Raw genomic sequence first — 20,190 nt, 5'->3', positions numbered from 1 at the left:
TCGATATCATTCTTTCTGCATGCATTCCGCATACAGATCTTTCGCATCAATCTTGTTCGGCTGCAGTTCCGTCTGAATCCGTCCGTCGCGCAATACGAGAATCCGGTCGCAGACTTCGAGCAGTTCCTCCAGTTCGGTCGAGACGACGATCGACGAAATACCGTTTGCCGCCTGGGCCCAGACGATCTGGAAAATCTGCTGCTTTGCCGCCACGTCGATGCCGCGCGACGGCTCGTCGAGCAACAGCACCTTCGGCTTCGTATTGAGCCAGTTTCCGATCACGACCTTCTGTTGATTTCCTCCCGACAGCGACGATACGGGGCGATCCGGATCAGGTACCTTGATATGCAGGTCGCGGATGTTCGCGTCGATGTAGGGTTGCTCCATCGAGCGGTTGATCCGCCCGCGCCTTGCGATACGCGACAGCGCAGCCAGACACAGGTTGTCGCGCACGCTCGCGATCTGCACGAGGCCGTCTTCCTTCCGGTTCTCCGACGTATATCCGACGCCCAGCGCCTTCATCCTGTCCGGAGCCGGATTCGTCACGTGCTCGCCATCGAATTCGATGGTCCCGCCCTTGAGCGGAACAAGGCCGTAGATCGCGCGCAGGATTTCCGTTCGGCCCGAGCCCAGCATTCCGGCAATGCCCAACACCTCTCCCCGATACAGCGTGAAGCTCACGTCGTGAATCTTGGGCGGAAGACACAGGTGCTCGACGGTCAGAATCGGTTCCTTGCCAGTGCAAGTCGGGGCCTCGCGCCGCGCGAATTCGGTCTCGCCAAACATCATGTCGAGCACGACCTTCGTGCCGGCCTCGGCGATCGATCTGCTGCCGATGTATCGGCTGTCCCGGATAACCGTCACGGTGTCCGCGATCATTTCGAGCTCCGCCAGCCGGTGCGAAATGTAGATCATCGTCACACCGCGCTCGCGCAAACACCGGATCAGTTGAAACAGATGCTCGACTTCGCTCGTCGCCAGCGCGGACGTCGGTTCGTCCAGGAGGAGGATCGCGGGCTCGTTGGACATCGCCTTCACGATCTCCACGACTTGCTGCTGCCCGACACTGAGATGACGCACCGGCGTCTCCGGATCGATCTCGAGCCCCATCGATTCCAGCAAACGGCGCGCCTGGGCAAACGTGGCCGGCCAGTCGACCCTGCCGCGGCGCCCTTTCGTCGGCAAGCGTCCGAGATAGATATTCTCGGCAACGCTCAAGTCGGGAATCAGGCTCAGTTCCTGATATACGGTGGCGATGCCATCACGCAATGCGTCTTGCGGTCCGTCGAACGAGACCGACCGGCCCGCCACGACGATCTCCCCCTCGGTCGGCTGAATGGCGCCGGCCAGCACCTTGATGAAGGTACTCTTGCCCGACCCGTTCTTGCCAATGAATGCGTGGACCTGACCTGCCGCGAAGTCATGGCTGAAATTGTCGAGTGCCAGGATCGACCCGTACCGCTTCGTCAGGCCCCGCAATGACAACGCGATCGGGTGCTGCGCTACGTTGCGCCGCGGATTGCCTTCGAATCCGCACGTGCTGCTGCCTTGCAACATCAATGATTCTCCGCGAGCCGACCGGTGTTCCCGGTCAGCCCTTCACATACATCGGTTGGCGAGTCAGTACTTCTTCACTTCGGTGAGGAATGCCTTCACGGCCGCCGGGTCGGTCCGGGACAGCAGCAGGCTCGGAACGATGACGCTTGCGGGCACCTGCTTCTTGGCGATCAAGCCGACGGATGCATCGATGGCCTGCTTGCCGACCAGATACGGCTGCTGTGCCGTGACAGCCTGCAGGACAGCATCGCCGTTGAGGATCGCCTTGGCCGTCTGCTCCGTGCCATCGATGCCAAATACGGCGATCTTGCCGAGTTTTCCGGCATTCTTCACCGCCTGAACCGCGCCGACGGTGCCGCCTTCGTTTGCGGCAAAGATCATCTGAAGATCGGGGTTGGCCGTGATGATGTCACCCACGACCGCCACGGCCTTTTCAGCGAGCCAAGCGTCCTGCTGCGCGACAACATCGACGCGGGAACGCACCTGATCGAGAAACCCGTTCACGCGCGCGTCGCTTTGTTCGGGAACCTGGGACTTGAACGCGACAACCGCGAGCTTCACCTTGCCGGCGCTCGCGTGCGTCTTCAGGTACTCGACAGCCGCCTTACCCGTGCTGATGCCGAGGTCGCGATCGCTGCTCGTCACCGACGCCTGCGACACGTTGCCGTCGACCGACGTGCCGTACGTCACCACGGTAATGCCCTTTGCACGCGCCTTTTCGATCGCGTTGACCGAGCCCTTCGCGCTCAACGGCGCAATCACGATCGCGTCGACGCCCCGCGCGATATAGGTGTCGATCAGCTGCGACTCCTTCTCGAGCTTGCCATCGCTGTTGCCTTCGAGCAGTTCCGCACCCGCCGCCTTTGCGGCATCGCGCATGCCGACCTCTACCGTCCTGAAATACTGGTCCTGCTGAAACACGATTCCCGCGATGACCGGCTTCTTGGCTTCGGCGTACGTCGCGCCCATGACGCCCACGACGGCCAGTACGGCCACGAGTGCTTTCTTGATGTGCTGCATGCTTGTCTCCACTTGCGTCTCGAATTGAAAAATTGGAATCGGCTTCAGAACCGCTCAGCCGGCAATGCGCGACCCGTCGGAAAAGCGTAACGGTTTCGTCATGACGGACCGCCTCGCATTGCCTCGATTCCGGCGCGCCGCCGCATTCACGTCTTCGCTCCCCTCCGGTGTTGCGCGCAGATCCATCTCCCCCTGCGTGTCACGCACGGCGGAGCGGTTCGCTCCGCCGTGCGAAGGAAAAGGCTATCGAGCCGATAGCCAAAACTTACTGACACACTAGTATCCTAGTTATATGAGCACACTGAGTCAATGCGGTTAACCATGACCTGTCACACCATCGACTGCCGTCACCACACCACTTTCAGGATGACTAATGGAGCGTCAGCGCGCGGTGTCGCGCCCGTGGTGGCTATTTCCGTGCAAACGCCGGCAGGACGCTTGCGCCCGCGTAGCTGGCTTGCATGCCCAGCTGCTCTTCGATCCGGACGAGCGCGTTCCATTTCGCCATCCGCTCGGAACGACTGAACGATCCGACCTTGATCTGCCCGGCATCCCAGCCGACCGCCAGATCGACGATCGACGTATCCTCCGTTTCGCCGGAGCGCGCCGAAACGATGGTGCCGAAGCCGGCCAGTTTGCCGGCTTGAAGCGCAAGATTCGCTTCGGACACGGTGCCCACCTGGTTGACCTTGATCAAGACCGCGTTGACCGCCGCCTCTCGTGCCGCCTCGATAACGCGATCACGACGCGTCACGAGATAGTCGTCGCCGATCACCTGAACCCGATCCCCGACTGCCGCAGTGAAACGCTTGAGCCCTTCCGGATCGTCCTCCCCGAGCGGATCCTCGATCGACACGATCGGATAGCGCGTGCACCAGTCGATCATCAGTTCGCACAGTCCGTCGCTGTCCAGCTCTCGCTTCTCGAGGCCCAGCCTGTACCTGCCGCTCTTTCCGAACTCGGAAGCAGCAATATCGAGCGAAATCGCCACGTCGCTGCCGGGTACGAAACCCGCCGCCTCGATCGATTTCACCAACATCTCCAGTGCTTCCTCGTTACTGTCGAACGCCGGCCAATGCCCTCCTTCGTCCGCCACGCCCGCCTGGCGCCCGCGGGCCCGAAGCAGTTTGCCCGCCGCGTCGTAAACCTCGGCCGTCATTTCGAGCGCCTGCGCAAACGAGCGGGCCGCGGGTGCGACGATCATCAGGTCCTGAATGTCGATGCGACGCCCCGCGTGAGCGCCGCCGCCGAAGATCTGGATTTCGGGCAGCGGCAGGCGCACCGGCCGTCCTTGCGACAGATAGCGCCACAACGGCATCCCTGCATGCATCGCAGAACCGTGCGCGACGGCAAGCGAAACGGCAACGATGGCATTGCCGCCCAGCCGCGATTTGTTCGGCGTCCCGTCGAGTTCGATCATCGCGTCGTCGATTGCCGCCTGATCGCGCGAATCCATGCCGATCAACTTCGGCGCAATTTCGCGCCGAATCGCGCCGATCGCCAGTTGTACGTCGAGCCCGCCGAATCGGTCGCCACCGTCGCGCAAGTCGATGGCCTCGAATTTGCCGCGCGACGCACCGGCCGGTGCGATGCCGCGACCGGTGCTGCCGTCGGCGAGTTCCACCTCGGCCTCGACGGTCGGGCGGCCTCGCGAATCCCAGATTCGTCGAGCGTGAACCTGAACAATCGTTGTCTCATTCATGATCTTTTCTCTGCCAGTATTCGCCAAGTTCGGTGACGGATCGCCCCGGATCGGCAATCAGCGCAGTCGCCCGTCGTCTGACGAAATTCATCTGACCCTGGTCGCCCAGGTATTCCACGGGGGACTTGCCGTCGATTCGCGCGAGCAACAGCGCCGGTATCAGCGTCGCGCACCGCGCATCGAGTGCGTCCACGTGCTCCCAATTCACACCCGCCAGATACGCCCGCGCCAATGCCGAGTAGCAGCGCGCATAGTCGCCCGCCCACTGCGGTTGCCACACCGCCTTCAGAAGCAGATGAGTCAGACAGAAAGCGAGATCGAATGCCGGATCGCCATACCATGCGCATTCCGCATCGATGAAGACGGGCCCGGCCGTGCCGCACAGAATGTTCTTCGGGCTGACGTCCCCATGCACGAGCGCGACCTTGGTCGCGAGTGTCCGATCCGCCAACTCCCCCAACCGGTCGGCGAGCCGCGGATACTTCGTCGCGGTGAATCGGAAATACGGATCGAGGCGAATCAGTTCGAATGTCCGGTCGTTGGCGAACGTGCGCGCAATGTCGCGATCGCCCGCACTCAGCGCATGAATTTTCCCCAGCACTTCGCCGACACGCGATGCGAACGATGGGTCGATTTCCCCGTCTTTCAAGCGAGCCTTCCAGACCGGATGCGCGTCCGGCGACAGATACGTCATCGCGAACAGCCCTTCCGCGCGCGCCTCGCCGAGCACGGCCGGTACGTTCTCCGGCAACCACCCGCCAACCAGCGACAGCCAGTCCGCTTCGGCTGCGTTGCGCCCGACCGGCGCCTCCCAGACTTCCGTCACCTTCAATCGGGTCAACGCCCGTTTGATGCAGAACTTCCGCGTCGGCGTCGTTGCAAGCAATATGTCGGACGACACGCCGCCCGTCAGCGGCGCAAGCGCGATCGTCTCGCCCGGCCGCAGCAATCCCATCCGCAGCAACGGCTCATACAGATCGGCGCAAACCTCTCGGTCGGTTTCGTGCACCATGTCAACGCTCCACGAGGCGTTGCTGTTGCTCGCCCAGTCCCGCGATGCCGAGGCGCATCACCTGTCCGGTTTGCAGAAAGGTGGGCGGCTTCATGCCGGCCCCCACGCCCGGAGGCGTGCCAGTCGCAATGACGTCGCCCGGCTGCAGGCTCATGAACTGGCTCAGATACGAGACAATGAACGGAACCGAAAAAATCATCGTCCGGGTATTGCCGTTCTGATGTCGCTGGCCGTCGACTTCGAGCCACATATCGAGGTTGCCCGGATCGGGAATGTCATCGGCCGTCACCAGCCACGGGCCGAGCGGACCGAACGTGTCGCAACCCTTTCCCTTGTCCCACGTTCCGCCGCGCTCCATCTGGTACGCGCGTTCCGACACATCGTTGACAACGCAATAACCCGCCACGTGACGCATGGCGTCCGCCTCGTCGATATAGGCGCCGCCACGGCCGATCACGACACCCAGCTCCACCTCCCAATCGACCTTTTCCGCGCCTCGCGGCCGAACGACCTCGTCATACGGCCCGCTCACCGCGCTGAGCCATTTGTTGAAAACGATCGGCTCGGACGGAATCGGCAAGCCAGCCTCCGCCGCGTGATCCGCGTAGTTGAGTCCGATACAGATGAATTTTCCGATCCCGCCAACGCACGGGCCGATCCGCGGCGTCCCATCAACGATCGGAAGCATCTCCGTGTCGAGATTGCGCAGCCTGTCGAGCGCGTCGTGCACCAGGGCCTTGCCGTCGATATCCGGCACGAACGCGCTGAGATCGCGAATTCGTCCGGCCGAATCCATGCAGCCAGGTTTCTCCTGTCCGCGTTCGCCGTAACGCAACAACTTCATGTCCAGTTCCTCATGTAAATACAACCCCATATGTCACGACAACCCGCATCGACCGAAGCAGGCGCGAAGCTGCCGCAAGTCGGATCGACCGATGCGATACGAGAATCGATGACGCTCAGGCGGATTCGACCCGAACCCGGTTCTCCGGCAATCCCGCGACGTCGCATTCGACTGCCCAGAGCGAGCCGGCCAGACGCTCGCCAGGCTCCTTCAACGCAGATGCCGAAGTCACGTACAGTCGTTTCAGATCCGGTCCGCCAAACGTCGCCGTCGTAATGTTCTTCACCGGCATTTCCACGACCTTGTCGATCGTTCCGTCCGATGCGACACGCACGACGCATCCACCAAAGAACCGGCAGTTCCACAGGAATCCTTCCGAATCGATAGTCGATCCGTCCGGAACGCCCCGCGCGAAATCTTTCAGATGTTCACGGCGGGATCCTATCGACGCGCGGACCGGGTCGAATGCGTAAGCCCACACCACGTTCGCCAGCGTGTCTGCCGTATAGAACGCTGTCTTTTCGCCGTTCCAGCACAGCGTATTGGCGATACCGAGCCCCGCAATATGAGTGGTGACATCGCCGTCCGGATCGATCCGGAGCATCACACCTTCCGCACCGCCCGCTTCACCCTGCTCGCCATTCGGCAAGATGTTGTTACGCATCGAGCCGACCCAGAAATTGCCAAGCGGATCGGCTCGACCGTCGTTCAGGCGCAAGTGCGGATAACCGTGCAGCACGAATCCATGATCCACGCGCCGGTCATCTTCAGGCCACCACCAGATCAGTTTCGATCCGAGCGCGACGAGCCATCTGCCTGGCTCGTCGCTCAAGCTCAGCGCGACCACCGGTTCGTCGAACAACCAGGTACGCACCGAGCGATCGGCCTCGTCATAGCGGTGAATCAGGTAGCGGCACACGTCGGTCCAGTACACGGCCCTTTCCGCCTCGGACCACACCGCACCTTCACCCACCACGTCCCCCGTCGCTGCGACGCAATATGGTTCGAACAAGTTCATACTGCCTCCCTGCTTCGCGGGAAAATCGATCAAATCGAAATACCGCCGTCGATACACAAAGCCTGGCCTGTCACGAAGGTCGACTCGTCGCTCGCCAGATACACGAGCATCGGCGTCACGTCGTCGACGGTCGCCATGCGACCCATGGGCTGCCGGGCGACGAAGTCCTTGAGCGCCTGGGCCGGATCCTCCGCGCTCGCGATCCGCGCCAGCAACGACGGCGTTTCGACCGTACCGGGACATACCGCGTTGCAACGAACGTTGCGCTTGACAAAATCGGCAGCGACCGCTTTCGTCATGCCGATGACCGCGGCTTTGCTCGCACCGTATGCATAACGGTTCGGAAAGCCCTTCACGCTCGATGCCACGGACGACATATTGATGATGCTGCCCCCGCCCGAGACGAGCATGCCCGGCAGCACCGCCTGAATCAGGCGATGCATGCTCGACACATTGATCTCCATCGAGCGCTGCCATTCGACTTCATCGCACTCGAGCACCGTGCCCTGGTGCACGATCCCTGCGCAATTGAAAAGCACGTCGATTCGCCCTGCTTCACTCACGAATCGGTCGATCGCAACGCGGTCGCACACATCCAGCACGTGCCGTTCGATAGCTGGATGATCGAGCGTTTCCAGCGCATCGGCGTCGATATCGCATGCCCACACCCTTGCACCTTCGTCGGCAAAGGCCAGCGCAGCAGCCTTCCCGATACCATTGGCGGCCGCAGTGACCACGATCCGCTTTCCGGTCAATCTCCCACTCATGATGTACTCCTTAATGATTTTATAAAGAATCGGCCCGGCATCAGCGCGTCCTTCACATTGGTCTTGTTTTCCGCCCCCGGTGCAGATATGTCCTCGAAGCCGCCGCCCCGTTCATCGCTTCGCCGCGACAGCCGGAATCCGGAAGTACGCTTTCAACGTTGCCGACAAACGAATTTCACCGCAACCCGGCCTCACCCGCAAAGGAGAGCCGCCCCCTCTCCGCCAACTGGACCAGTGCACGCATATAGCCGAGCGCATAGGCCATCCCCGCGTGCCAGGAAGCGTCGCACTCGAGCGCCGGCGTATGATCGGGGATCAACACGCCCTGGTAGTCGTTGTCCTTCAAGATCGCGACGATCCGTGCCATGTCGATGTCGCCCTCGTCGACAAAGACTTCCCGATAAGCCGGCACCTTGCCCTTGACATTGCGGAAGTGGATGTAGCCGACACGCCCTTCGCGGACGTACCTGGCCACGGCCTGATACACATCCATTTCGCTCGCCGGCATCTCCTGTATGCTGCCGAGACACAGTTCGATCTGGTTCGAACGCGACGGCGAAATCTCGACGAGCCGGCTGTATTTCTCCGGGCGATTGACAAGCCGCGCGCAGCCGCGCATCGCGTCGACCGGAGGATCGTCCGGATGCAGCGCAAGCGCGACGCCACACTCTTGCGCAACCGGCAGCACGCGCTCGAGGAACCAGCGAAGCCGTTCCCACAGTTCGTCGCTCGATACCTCGCCCACGACACCGTCGCTGCGGCGCGCGCGATATCGCATGTTCCAGACCATGCCGTCCGGAATCGGCTCGGACAGATCCACTGCGGACGCGTCGAATCCGACCGACATCGCGCCGCCTCGCGCATAGGGCCCGCGCGACCATCCCCAGACGCCTGCGACACTGAAGTTGTAGCCGATGGTCGGAATGCCGGCGTTGCCGGCCGCACGGATCGATTGCTTCACCACTTCGATTTGCGCATCCCGCCGCGGGCCATCAAGCAAAATGTCGTGCCATTGCGCGGGATTGAAGTTCTCGATCGCGGCAAGTTCGAGACCGTGAAGACGGATGTCGCCAACCAGCGCCTTCAATTCGGCTTCGTTCCATGGGCACGCATCGGTACTCGTGCCCCAACCGTCGTCTCCCCCGCTCGATATCTCCGGGTTCGCATCGCTGAAGTAGTCGGTCAAGTGGGCAACGATATGCGTGGCGCCAGCCTGTTTCGCGAATGCATAGTTACGGTCGGTCAGGGAATTCCGGTACAGCCCAAGTCCAATTTTCATGTCCTTCCTTTCTACTCGATCACGAAGTCGGAACAGTCGCTATCGATACGCTGGAGAAGAAAGTCGCGAATGCCGGTCAGGTGAGTTCCAAGCGCGTCGTCCAGCTTCGCACGATCTCCGACGAAAAGCGCGTTCGTCAGCGCCACGTGCTCCGCATAGGCCTTGCTGCAAAGGGCCGTATTGTTCGCGATCAACAGAAGCCGCGCACGATCGAGGTGCTGCTTGGAATGCTGAACGATCTCCCATACGGGGAGCCGGCCAGTCAATTCGAAGAACAAGCGATGCATCGCCTCGTCGTGCTCGAAGAACTCTGCAATCCGGCCCTGCTCGAGTGCCTCCTCCTGGAGCGCCAGCTCCCTGCGAATTTTCTTCTTGCCTTCTTCCGTGAGCGTGCCGGCGAGATCCATCAGGTTTGCCCGCTCAAGTGCATGGCGAACGAAATTGTCGTTCGCGATCAAGGACAAGCGAATCGGCGCGACAACCGTACCCGCCTGAGGGAAGATGTCGACCAGGTTCTGATCGGACAGGTCCTTCAGCGCTTCTCGCACGGGCGTCCGGCTCAGTCCGAGAACCTTTGCGATCGCCGCTTCGGAAATCGGCGTTCTCGGCATCAATTTCAGACTGATGATCGCCTTGCGCAGAATTCCGACGATCTGCGGCGTATAAGGCAGCGCAACCTCGATCGAGGCACCGTCGAGCGCCTCCGTCAAGACGCGAACCTGCTCCAGTTGATCCGCCCGTTTGGGTGCAGTTGCAAAACTCTTCACCGATTCACCTATCGCTCAAATACACTCGTATCGACTATTTATCGACTATGTCCAACCCCATCGAGAAGCGAATCCCGACTTCCAGCCCCCGCAACTCGGCCAAGCCGATCATCCGGCCTGTTCTCGAGTATCCGGGATAGGCGCCACTATCCCTGTCTCCATCCATCAACTTACCATGGTCCGGCCGAACCGGAATCGCCCAATGCTCGACGCCGGCAGCATTGCGACGCTCCTCTTCGCTGATCAGCGCCTTCATTGCCCGAGGCATGTCGACAGATCCGAACAGATGGTTCGACTCGTAGAATGAGCCCTCCTTGCCCTGCACATGCGTCACGTTCCGGAAGTGCACGAAATACACACGCTCGGCGAAACGCTCCAGCATTTCCGCAGGATTGTTGTCGATGCAGCTGCCGAACGAGCCGGTGCACATCGTCAGGCCGGAATGCATGGATGGCACGGACGCGAACAGTTCCACAATATCTTCGCTTCGGCTCATGACGCGCGGCACGCCGAACACGGAATAGGCAGGATCGTCGGGATGGATGCACATCCTGACGCCCGATTCCTCGCACACCGGCATGATCTCATTGAGAAACGCGTACAGATTCTGTCTCAACTGGTTCGCGTCGATGCCGTCGTAACGCTTAAGACGACGCAGGAATTCGTCCAGCGTCAAATCGTCTACGGTGCCCGGCAAGCCGAGCAGAATTGCATCGCGCAGCTCATCACGCGCATCGTCGGACAGGCCTGCGTAAAATTGCGCGGCCGACCCCAGCATCCAGGCGGGATAGTCATTCTCGGCACCAGGCCGTCGCAGGATATGGAGATCGAACGCAACGAACGCGTCGATATTGCATCCTGAAATCGTGCTGCCGTCCGGCTGCTCGATATTGAGATCGGTGCGCGCCCAGTCCAGAACCGGGATGAAGTTGTAACAGATGGTTCGAACGCCTGCCGCGCCGAGCCGCCGGATATTCTGCTTGTAAACATCGATGTAGTGCCGATAGGCGCCGGTGCGCGTCTTGATATCCTCGTGAATCGGCAGACTTTCCACGACACCCCAGTGCAAACCGCTCGGCCTGTCGCCGCGAGCGTCCCATTCGACTTCTCGAATCCGCTTGTGGATTTCCTCTTCGGGCCAGGGTTCGCCACAAGGAATGTGATGCAGCGACGTGACAATATTGCTCACGCCGGCCTGGCGCACTTCACGAAGGGATATCGGATCGGAGGGGCCGAACCATCGCCAACTCTGCAGCATACTTTCTCCATTTTGAAATTGGATAAACAAGCGTCTGTAACCGGAGATCCGCACTCGACGACGAAATCTACCGCTCTGGATGCGGTGCGATGGAATACCCCGCACCGCATCCGGACAACGCTTGGTCATCGAAACCGGTTGCGCCGCTCCTCGCCATTACGATCAGTAATCGAAATTAAATCAGCGACGTCATTTTCACGATTCAGTTGAACTTGATACTAAGCGCGCCGTCCACGACGAACTCGCTTCCCGAACAATAGCTCGCACGAGTGCTCGCTGCGAACGCGATCACCTCCGCGACCTCTTCCGGCTCGCCAATTCGCCCGGCAGGAACGCTCTCCCCCCAGTGCGCAAATACTTGTTCCTTGTCTTGTCCCGGTGCAAATTTGTCGACCGACACATCAAGCAGCGGCGTTCGAATCGAACCGGGGCTGACGCTATTGGCACGAATGCCCATCGACGAATAATCGACGGCCAGGGTACGCGTGAAGCCGAGCAGCGCCGCCTTGCTCGTGGAGTAGGCCGAAACGTCCCGCTGGCAGCCGGAACCCTGGATCGACGACACGTTGACTATTGCGCCATCGCGTTGCCGGAGCATGTGCGGTAGCGAATGGTGCGCCAGCAGAAATGCGCTCTTGAGATTGACGGCCATCACCCGGTCCCACACCTCTTCCGACGTGTCGCCGGCGTTGCCGTAAGGATGTATGCACGCGGTATGGACCGCGATATGCAGTCCGCCGCGCTCTGCCGCGAGGCGATCGATCGCCTGCTTCATGACGGCCGACGACGATGCATCGCCGGTCACACCTTCAAGCCGGACATGCCGACTGGCGGCCAACGCCACCGCCTCGTCGACACCGCGATCGGCAAGTATCGTGACATCGGCACCGCGTTGCGCCAGCAAGAGCGCCGCATGCAATCCGATCCCGCTCGATCCGCCAACAACGATCGCCACCTTTCCGGCAAATTCCTGCTCGACTACCGATACCGTATTCACATTTGTCCCCTATATCTACTGGTAATGGCGTCAACGAATTGCACCACAAACATACTAGTACCTCAGTATGCTAGATGACTTTCCTCCGATGGTCAAGCCAGCCTTGTCCAGGGCGCGGCGCGCCCCGCTCCAAGCCGACCACGAGATCCTCGAAATCCTTGCCCACCGGGCTCCGACACACGCTCTGCCGACTTGTGCCAAGATGCTTGCGTGTTCCCGAGTCCGCGTCGACTCGTGCCCAATCGATGACTCACCGGCCGGGAACAACGCGGCTTGGAATGCGCAATCGTTGCCTCCGGGTTCGAAAGAGGCGGCCGTATATACCTCCGAGCGGATCGATATCCCGCTTGCGCTCTGGCGGCTTCATCCATCGCGTCGGGCACGCCCCGCAAATGGCGGGATCTACAGGAGAACAAAATGATCGTGAAACGTAGCGGAGCGACAATCCTGATCGTACTGTCGCTGACCCAAGCGGCTTACGCGTTGGGGCCGTCGAATGCTGGTGCCCAGGGTATCGACTCGCAATCTGGCGTGCAGTCCACTTCGGGTCGCCATGTCGCAACGGAAGTACGCCGGGCGCTCGGCAATGCGAACGGCATGAACGTATCGCGGATGTCCGTCACCGCTCATTCCGGCACGGTAACGCTGTCGGGCAGTGCGACGGATCAACGGCAAATCGATCGCGCAACGCAACTTGCGGCAAGCGTGGACGGCGTCAAGGATGTCATCAACCACCTTGCAGTTAGGGCATCCGGCAGGGGCTCCTGATTCCCGAAATTTCGAAGGTATCTGCAAGCCGCGACACTTCGGGCGAATGCCATCCTTGCGGCACAAGGCGTCTAACACTGCATGTGGAGTAAAAGGCGTCGATTCGAGTCCAGTCGAGACGAGCATCGTGATACCCACCGACGCTCGGATCAGACCGAACCGACAAACATTCGCCTCGTCGCCACCAGCCCTGATTTTCCAAGGCGCCATTCCTGGTGCCGACAATTGCAGGACACAAACGCGACAGCAGCAAGCAAGTTCCCAAATCTGCGCCGAGCTGCGCGAGGGTCGGCCGCGATTCAGCCCGCATCCGCTGAGAGTCGTACCCACCCTGGTTTTGCGAAGCTTCTCGAAGCGATTGGGGTGGCCCTACGTATCTGAGGACACAAGGGCTTTCCTAAGATAAGGGATAGTCTTGTGAGCGGGGAGGCCACGGCGTCGCCGAAGCAGCCTTCCCTAAGAACCGTGCGTGCGAGTTTCCCTGCATACGGCTCAAGCATCCCTAAGTCAACTCTACGAGTGACCGGCGCCAAGTTACCAGCGCCTGCACATTGCAACGTCGAGGATCAATGGCTGCATGTGATCGGCAAGGGCGCAAATTTGGCAAGGTGGCGCTGCCTGCGCTGAATGGTAGACACTAACTCATTGTTTTGTCGGAATAATTATTCGGGGCCGCAAGGGAGAGCCTTACCACGCCTAAAGGCGTCTAACCGGAAGAATGCACGGGAATCAAAGGCACCCCTATCCACGCCTGCGCGAACTGATCCGGCAACATGACACGCACCCGCTCTTCCAGGGTGCGACAGAAGTCGATACGCGAAATAGATGCGCTGTACTCCTGAATAATCAGGCACGAACCCGAACCATCATGGCACGCTCGAAGCGGAACTGCTCATGCGCGAACACTTTGCGACGCACGAGCAGGCACGGCACGCGATCTTTAGTCAAATACCACCTGTCATCGAGATTAGGGACAGTTTTCTTCTCTCAGCTTCATCAACCCTTTTTGCAGAATTGCGACATTTTCCGCATCCCCGCCACGATCTATCTGACGAGACCACTTGGGGAAATATTCAATAAATATTGAATTTCCAATTTCAGTCAGATTGGATTTGCGAATCACGAGATCGGGTTTTATCGATCCATCTGCATCAAATGGATCAATCTTGATAAGATCATTCTCCTTTAAAAACCGCATCAGCACATGCGTTATTTTTTCCACCTGCTTCCTGTAGGATAGATTCTTGCTACGTTCAAGCATGGCAGGGTAGCTGTATCTTAGCGTATCCATTTATTCAATATTAATCCGTCTTGAAATGGTGTCAGAGAGTTCGATCAGTTTCTTCGATCTTGGATAACGTACAAAGATGCCACCAGCATCTCTGATTGCCTGCTCCTTGGCTGATTGAGCACTCTTGACTGCCGAGCCGCTCGTAACTTCAATGCCCTTCCATCCATCTTTCGTCTTTACGACAAAATCAAGAATTCTGGAGCCTTCCGTTCCTTTTGCATGCTGGACCTCCCCCTCAATCTGACAAAGTATTTTCCCGCCAGCATCCCGCAGATGCCTTTGCTTAAGAACATTCTCCTTCCCAAAAATCGACTTCAGGAGCCCCTCCAGCCTCGCCTCGCGCCGCATCCCGTTTTCGTGGTTTTCCTGAACATCAAGACCAAGTGGGTCAGCCCAACCCAATACGTTTAGCGCAAACTCATAGGGGTTCGTCCCACCGGGTAATCCGATGGGGTCATGCGAAATGAAGCGGGCAGAGCCGGGATCGTAATAGCGATACCGGTTGTAATGCAATCTGGATTCAGCATCGAAATATTGCCCCTGCAGCCTGAGCGGTTGCTCAACCAGGCGAGCCCCAAAACCATCCATGCTCCCCGTCGCGCTGTAATGCGCCTCCCATACGATGTTTCCACTGGCATCAAGCATCCGCACGGGCGATCCGTTCGGATCGTTCTGGTAAAAATACATGACTGCCGCTTCCCCCGGCAACCGCCACGGTGTTGGTACTGACGCCCCGCCCACTGCAGCATCGCGATGCACCGCGATGAGCGGCCGGAACGTTTCCGGGTAATAGACCCACTCATACGCACGGCCAGGGTTGGGGGACGACCCGACGCCGGCGTGGCCTTGTGCGGATGGGACCAGTAGCGCTGGGCGCGCCCCGCCTTCAACGCCCGGGACGCGATGACCGCGCCCATCCTCGCCGCTCGCATACTCTCCCACGAGCGTATTGCCATCCCAGAAGAATCGGCTGACGCGCGACGGTGGCCCCTGCGCCGCGCCGCTTGCCACCGCCGCATGCACGACCTTGCGCACCCGCCGCTGGAAAGCATCGTATTCGTATTGCGCGCGGATAGAGACCCGGCCTTCCTCTTTGCCCGCAGGCGCTGGTCGGACTGCCAGCGTTTCGGCGAGCTGCCCGGCCACATCCCAGCGCAGAATCAGATCCTGCTCCGCGTCCTGCAGGTGGACCAGGTTCCCCCCGCGGTCGTACACGTGATAGCAGTCGTCGTATTCGCCTTCGCGCACCCATTCGCCCGTCTGCGTCGCACCAGCGGCGCCTGCTGCGCGGCGCTCGCAGATATGTGTCCTCAGAAGGTCGCCCGCCGGGTCGTACAGATAACGGCGCAGCCGGCCGGTGGGGTCGAGGTGCGTGGTCAGCCGCCCCACGGGGTCGTACTGGAAGCGCTCGGCACCGCTGCGAGAATCGCGCTTCCCGATCAGCTCGCCATTGGTGTCATACGCATATTCGCTGGCAAACAGCGGGCCGGTACCGGAAAACAGTGCCTGCTTCTCCAGTAACCCCTCAGGCGTGTATGACAGCTCGCGGCGCAATTCGGGCCCAAGATGCTCGACGCGAATCTGCCCGAGCGCGTCCCGTTCGAAGGTCATCGGTGCCGCGTCATCCATCTGGATCGAGCTGACGGCATCAAGCGCGTCATACGCATAACGAACGGTGTGCGTGATAGCCTCGTCGCCCGTGTTGAGTCGGGTCCGGCGTTCGACCCGATTACCCGCCGCGTCATACACGCTGGCGATCACGAAATCATCGCCCAGCCTTTCCTCGACAACGCGACCGAGCGCGTCATACGCGAGCTCGACCCTGCAATCCGGATTCTCCGCGACAACGAGGTTGCCACTGCGATCATACGAGAACGTCTCGATGCGGATCCCGTCGGGCTGGCGCGAGTCCGGCACGCGCTTTTGCACGAGACGGCCGAGCGTATCCGTTTTGTAGTCGATTGCCTGGCCCAGCGGATCGATGCTGCGCAGCAGCTCACCTGCCGCACTGTACTCGTAGCGCCGCGGCTGGCCCCAGTAGTCGACCTCCTCGACGATCTGCCCCAGGGCATCACGTTCAAGCCGGTACAGCTCGCCGCGCTCATTGACGACGCCGACCAGCTGCGCCTCGGAGTCGTACCGGTATTCGACTGCACTGCCGCCCGGTGCCACCCGCCTGGTGATTCGCCCCAGCGGCGAATAGTCGAGCTGCGTGACCTGGCCGTTCGGATCGCGATAGCGCGTCAGGTTGCCATCGGCGTCATAACCGCAAAGGAATTCCCGCCCGCCCGGCTCGATTGCCCGCGTCAGGTTGCCGTTGCGATCGTATTCATAACGGCTCATCTGACCGAGCGCATTGACGGTCTGGGTAATGTTAGCCCGCGCATCATGCGTGTACCGGGTGGGGCGGCCGAATGCATCGGTAACCACTTCAAGATTGCCGTCGCGATCGTAGTCGAAGCGCGTCACCGCGCCGCGGGGTCCCGTATACGCCACAAGTTGCCCGTGCCGGTCATACTCATAGCGCATGATGGCCTGCGTCGGCGTTGTCTGCTCGAGCAGATTGCCGCGCTCATCCCACGCGTAGCGCCACTGCCGGTCACCCGGCGCGGCCACGCACACGGGTCGGTCGTGCGCGTCGTACGCGGCACGCACGACGCTCCCGTCCGGCAGCGTCTGAGCCAGCAGATTGCCGTACGCATCGTACTCCCAGGCAGTCATGCGCCCGGCGGGGTCCGTTTCCGCGCTCGCGCGCGCCTGCGCGTCGTATCCGTAACTCCACACTCCGCCCAGTGGGTCGACCCGTGCCACCGGCATGCCACGCTCATTGGCCTGGAGGATCGTCGTGTGGCCCAGCGAGTCGGTGATCCACGTCTCCCGATGTTCGAGGTCATAGACGAAGCGGTAATCAAAGAGGCCGTCGTCGCCCCACGCGTGATCAACGCGCCATAAACCGTCGTCGTGCCGATGATGGCTGTAGCGGAACGATACCCCGCGGGCGCTTGTGTGGCGTACCATCCGGTGACCGTCGACGTACGCGAAATGATGCGGCTGGCTCATCGCATCCAGGGCGGCGATCAGGTTCCCGGCATCATCGTGCTCGTAACCGGCAAGCGGATGCGCACGGCCGCCGGCATCGACGAGCGTCAGTGCGGTAAGCAGCTTCGCATGGCGTCCGGCCGCGCTGCCCATGCCGGCCTCGCACTCGATCATGCGCCCGGTCGACATGTTGCCCTTCCACTCGGTCAGGCGCGTCAGGCTGCGATCCGCTCCGCGCTCGAACACCCATGCGTTGCCGTTCAGGTCAGCCATCCGCCCGACGGGCAGGGTCAAGGTGGCGTCTTCGATGCCCCCATCCAGCACGTGCTGCCAGTGCGCAGGCAATGCAAACTCATATTCAATCCCGGCATGCGCACGCAGAACCAGCCGGTCATCATGACGATACAGGGCATGGCCGTGCTGCCAGTCATGCACGCGCGCCGGCCATCCACCCGCATCAGGCAGCGCATCGAAGGCCGTCGCGTGATCCGGGAAATACGCCGCGACACCGACCGCACTTGCCCGCCCGATCAGTTCGAGCCGGATATCGGCCGGTGTCTGCCAGCCCACGCCAATCGCTCCGCGCCGCGTGTCGTGACTCGCATAATGGCGGTTCCATGCGAGCGGCAGGCGGCCCTCGACCGTGAAATCGTGCTGCTGCACGACCACCTCGCCGGTGATCGAATCGACCGGCTCCGCATCCAGTACGACGCAGCGTAAGAACCCCGGCTTCAGGTGCAACCTGTCCGCAAGCTTTTTCGCCCATCCGGAGCCGCGGAAAGCCTTGAACAACCCCTTCGCCGCCGCAGCCATATTCATGATCGGCGGCCCGCCCACCAAAACCGGCCGCCCTGCCGGAATCGGCAACATCACCGAACTCGGCATCGACGGATAAGTCCGATCGGTATGCGCGCTGTTATGCGGAGGCGGCTCCATCCCGACCGACCAGCAACTCAACGCCTCCAGCGCCATGTACGACATCGGATCGTTGTTGGCGAGCACCGTCTTGCCGCCCATGAACGATTCCCCGTCGTTCGACGGTTCAACTTTGTCAGGCGGAGCAAACGATTCTCCAAGCGGGAAATGCAACCCCGGTACGTGATAAACATGCGTCCCGGCCGTGGCCCGCATCATCCCGTTCACAAAAATCGGCCTGCCGCTGCTTCCCCCCGACCCGACGTTCGAACCAAGATCATCGCTTATGCGGTTCTTGATCTTGTTGGCCTCTTTCGCCAGCCGCATCCCCTCAGCGACGTTGGGGTCGTCCTTGAAGTCCGGCAGCTTGCCGCCACCCATCAAGTCGTTGACCTGCTGGTTCGCCTCATCGGCCAGATGCGCCAGCTTCTCCACATCTTCGGGATGATCTTCGATGTATTCGGTCACCTTCTCCTGCACGATCATCATTGCGATGCAGCCGACCACGGCCTTTGCCGCTTGAACGTACTCACGCAGATCGAGCATGAACCCGACATGAGGGTGCGGCAGGAACACCGGCGGTGTCCCAGGGGTAACCAGCACCGAATGAACGTCGACGCCGACGACTGGATCGAGATGCTTGACGGCCGGAAGTGCCACGATTTCAGCCCTCGTTCGCGCTCAGCGCCCACCACGCAACGCCGCGACTTTCTCGCTCAACGCGTTGCGCCGCCGGTCCTGAGCACCCAGCTGCGACACCATCCATTCGACGACCATCGGCAGATTGCTGTTCGCCCGCATCGGCTCGGCGATCATCAACCCTGCATCGAGCGCATTGAACCCGGCCTCCAGCGCATGCTCGCGCTCCCCTGCCCGCTCCCAGCACACGGCGCTCATCCGCCACGCCTCGACCGTCATCAGTCCATCCTTCGCCGCCGTGGTCGACGCGACCGCACGCTCGTAGCAATAAGCCGAGTGCGCATAGTCCTTATGCGTCAAATGCACGCTCGCCTCGCCGAACAATCCGTTCGCGATGAGCTTGTGTCCGGCCGGATGCCCAGCCTCAACTGCACGCATCCCGCTGCTGGTCGCGCTCCGATACGCATCGATCGCCTGCTCCCGATCCCGCCACTTCAGATACGCGGCTCCCGCAATCAGATGCACGACAACGCACTGATCGAACCACTGCTCGCGTTCCGCGACCTTCAGCGCAGCCGCGCGCAATTCCTCCAGCCGAGTCGGATTGCCGCGTTCGATCATCTCGGTCAGCAACACGAAATGCCGTCGAAACTCTCCGCTCGGCCCGCGCTCGCCCGATTCCGCCAGCAATTCACGTGGCACGCTCGCCATCGAGTACTTGCCGTGCACGACCCGCACCGCGGCACGATGCCGTTGCATCAACGCCGCAAACGGCGCGATATCGATACGCGGCACGACAAAACGCACGCGCTCGCCAAGCTGCGGCGCGACCGCAATGATCGACAGCAAATCGTCGAGCCATCGCACCCATGCCGCGTCATCCCGCACTTTCGCCGGTTCCAGCACGAAAACCATCGCCGGAAAAACATCCGGATGGTGCTGCATCAGGCTGTCGGCAACCGCGAACAGATACAGCAACGGATCCTTGTCATCGTCGTACGGCGCTTGCCAATCGGCCCGCACCCCATGCGCATCGGATCCTTCACGCCGGCTGTCATAGAACGCAATGAGTTCGTCCGTCAGCGCCTTCGCATAACTCGCTTCACTAATGAACGACGCGCGCATCATCCTGACCGCACACGACGTCTCGTCCTGAACCTGAAAATAGAGCCGCACGAGTTCCGCATCCGTCTCGTCGGTCTGCCAGATCATCAATCGCGCATCCGGCTCTTTTGCGAAACTCATCCAGTCCGTATGCGCATCCATGAACCTGCGTTCTATCGGATTGGTCGGCTGCCAGTTCTGCATTCGTGCGAG

At 60.9% G+C, this 20,190-nt stretch carries 15 protein-coding genes; 1 reads left to right on the top strand and 14 read right to left on the bottom strand.

All coding sequences use genetic code 11. The annotated features are described in order from the left end of the window. Positions 1-6 precede the first annotated feature (6 nt). The 11 genes from WS46_RS08420 to WS46_RS08370 all read right to left on the bottom strand — a co-directional run bounded on the left by WS46_RS08420 (position 7) and on the right by WS46_RS08370 (position 12,221). Entirely contained in the window at positions 7-1,557 is a 1,551-nt protein-coding gene (locus WS46_RS08420; protein ID WP_082725276.1) for a sugar ABC transporter ATP-binding protein, read from the bottom strand. 63 nt (positions 1,558-1,620) lie between these two features. Continuing rightward, positions 1,621-2,577: a substrate-binding domain-containing protein gene (locus WS46_RS08415; protein WP_059690107.1), complete on the bottom strand. Its 957-nt coding sequence runs from the start codon at positions 2,575-2,577 to the stop codon at positions 1,621-1,623. Positions 2,578-2,986: 409 nt separating this feature from the next. After that, positions 2,987-4,279 carry a phosphopyruvate hydratase gene (eno, locus tag WS46_RS08410; protein WP_059690106.1) on the bottom strand — a complete coding sequence of 431 codons (1,293 nt, stop codon included), beginning with the start codon at positions 4,277-4,279 and terminating at the stop codon, positions 2,987-2,989. After that, entirely contained in the window at positions 4,272-5,291 is a 1,020-nt protein-coding gene (locus WS46_RS08405; protein WP_059690105.1) for a phosphotransferase, read from the bottom strand. Before WS46_RS08405 ends, eno begins: the two co-directional genes overlap by 8 nt. Before the next feature lies 1 nt (position 5,292). Next, complete coding sequence (locus tag WS46_RS08400; RefSeq protein ID WP_059690104.1) at positions 5,293-6,135, bottom strand: fumarylacetoacetate hydrolase family protein; 843 nt, start codon at positions 6,133-6,135, stop codon at positions 5,293-5,295. Between the two features lie 115 nt (positions 6,136-6,250). After that, positions 6,251-7,153, bottom strand: a complete 903-nt coding sequence (locus WS46_RS08395) for an SMP-30/gluconolactonase/LRE family protein (RefSeq protein ID WP_059690103.1) — start codon at positions 7,151-7,153, stop codon at positions 6,251-6,253. Between the two features lie 29 nt (positions 7,154-7,182). After that, positions 7,183-7,920: an SDR family oxidoreductase gene (locus WS46_RS08390; RefSeq protein WP_059690102.1), complete on the bottom strand. Its 738-nt coding sequence runs from the start codon at positions 7,918-7,920 to the stop codon at positions 7,183-7,185. 175 nt (positions 7,921-8,095) lie between these two features. Beyond that, positions 8,096-9,199: a mannonate dehydratase gene (locus WS46_RS08385; protein ID WP_059690101.1), complete on the bottom strand. Its 1,104-nt coding sequence runs from the start codon at positions 9,197-9,199 to the stop codon at positions 8,096-8,098. Positions 9,200-9,210: 11 nt separating this feature from the next. Beyond that, positions 9,211-9,966, bottom strand: coding sequence for a GntR family transcriptional regulator (locus WS46_RS08380; RefSeq protein ID WP_156443090.1), 756 nt, complete (start codon positions 9,964-9,966; stop codon positions 9,211-9,213). A gap of 34 nt (positions 9,967-10,000) precedes the next feature. Continuing rightward, on the bottom strand, positions 10,001-11,224 hold the full coding sequence (gene uxuA / locus WS46_RS08375) for a mannonate dehydratase (RefSeq protein ID WP_059690099.1): 1,224 nt from the start codon (positions 11,222-11,224) through the stop codon (positions 10,001-10,003). A 202-nt stretch (positions 11,225-11,426) separates the two neighbouring features. Then, the gene (locus WS46_RS08370; RefSeq protein ID WP_059690098.1) at positions 11,427-12,221 is read right to left on the bottom strand and encodes an SDR family NAD(P)-dependent oxidoreductase; all 795 of its coding nucleotides are present in this window, start codon (positions 12,219-12,221) and stop codon (positions 11,427-11,429) included. Between the two features lie 417 nt (positions 12,222-12,638). On the opposite strand from WS46_RS08370, the gene WS46_RS33570 reads away from it, so the two are divergent. Further along, a complete protein-coding gene (locus tag WS46_RS33570) occupies positions 12,639-12,989 on the top strand; it encodes a BON domain-containing protein (RefSeq protein ID WP_082725275.1) in 351 nt (116 codons plus the stop codon). Between the two features lie 967 nt (positions 12,990-13,956). On the opposite strand, the gene WS46_RS33565 is transcribed toward WS46_RS33570, so the two are convergent. Genes WS46_RS33565 through WS46_RS08360 form a run of 3 tightly spaced genes read right to left on the bottom strand, consistent with a single transcriptional unit; the run spans position 13,957 to position 20,181 of the window. Continuing rightward, a complete protein-coding gene (locus WS46_RS33565; RefSeq protein ID WP_082725274.1) occupies positions 13,957-14,280 on the bottom strand; it encodes a hypothetical protein in 324 nt (107 codons plus the stop codon). Further along, complete coding sequence (locus WS46_RS08365; RefSeq protein WP_082725273.1) at positions 14,281-18,894, bottom strand: RHS repeat-associated core domain-containing protein; 4,614 nt, start codon at positions 18,892-18,894, stop codon at positions 14,281-14,283. 21 nt (positions 18,895-18,915) lie between these two features. Then, entirely contained in the window at positions 18,916-20,181 is a 1,266-nt protein-coding gene (locus WS46_RS08360) for a hypothetical protein (RefSeq protein WP_059690096.1), read from the bottom strand. Between the last annotated feature and the right edge of the window lie 9 nt (positions 20,182-20,190).

The organism is Burkholderia sp. RF4-BP95 (genome assembly GCF_001521985.1).
In the GTDB taxonomy this organism is placed as follows: Bacteria; Pseudomonadota; Gammaproteobacteria; order Burkholderiales; family Burkholderiaceae; genus Burkholderia; species Burkholderia diffusa.
The sequence above is the reverse complement of the archived record's forward strand: the minus strand, read 5'-3'. Positions and strand labels throughout refer to the sequence as shown.

Excerpts from the sequence above, each read along its gene's own strand:
- WS46_RS33565 (WP_082725274.1), bottom strand. The coding sequence starts at position 14,280 with ATGGATACGCTAAGATACAGCTACCCTGCCATGCTTGAACGTAGCAAG.
- WS46_RS08405 (WP_059690105.1), bottom strand. The coding sequence starts at position 5,291 with ATGGTGCACGAAACCGACCGAGAGGTTTGCGCCGATCTGTATGAGCCG.
- WS46_RS08420 (WP_082725276.1), bottom strand. The coding sequence starts at position 1,557 with ATGTTGCAAGGCAGCAGCACGTGCGGATTCGAAGGCAATCCGCGGCGC.
- WS46_RS08360 (WP_059690096.1), bottom strand. The coding sequence starts at position 20,181 with ATGCAGAACTGGCAGCCGACCAATCCGATAGAACGCAGGTTCATGGAT.
- WS46_RS08415 (WP_059690107.1), bottom strand. The coding sequence starts at position 2,577 with ATGCAGCACATCAAGAAAGCACTCGTGGCCGTACTGGCCGTCGTGGGC.
- WS46_RS08395 (WP_059690103.1), bottom strand. The coding sequence starts at position 7,153 with ATGAACTTGTTCGAACCATATTGCGTCGCAGCGACGGGGGACGTGGTG.
- eno (WP_059690106.1), bottom strand. The coding sequence starts at position 4,279 with ATGAATGAGACAACGATTGTTCAGGTTCACGCTCGACGAATCTGGGAT.
- WS46_RS08390 (WP_059690102.1), bottom strand. The coding sequence starts at position 7,920 with ATGAGTGGGAGATTGACCGGAAAGCGGATCGTGGTCACTGCGGCCGCC.
- WS46_RS08400 (WP_059690104.1), bottom strand. The coding sequence starts at position 6,135 with ATGAAGTTGTTGCGTTACGGCGAACGCGGACAGGAGAAACCTGGCTGC.
- WS46_RS33570 (WP_082725275.1), top strand. The coding sequence starts at position 12,639 with ATGATCGTGAAACGTAGCGGAGCGACAATCCTGATCGTACTGTCGCTG.
- uxuA (WP_059690099.1), bottom strand. The coding sequence starts at position 11,224 with ATGCTGCAGAGTTGGCGATGGTTCGGCCCCTCCGATCCGATATCCCTT.
- WS46_RS08385 (WP_059690101.1), bottom strand. The coding sequence starts at position 9,199 with ATGAAAATTGGACTTGGGCTGTACCGGAATTCCCTGACCGACCGTAAC.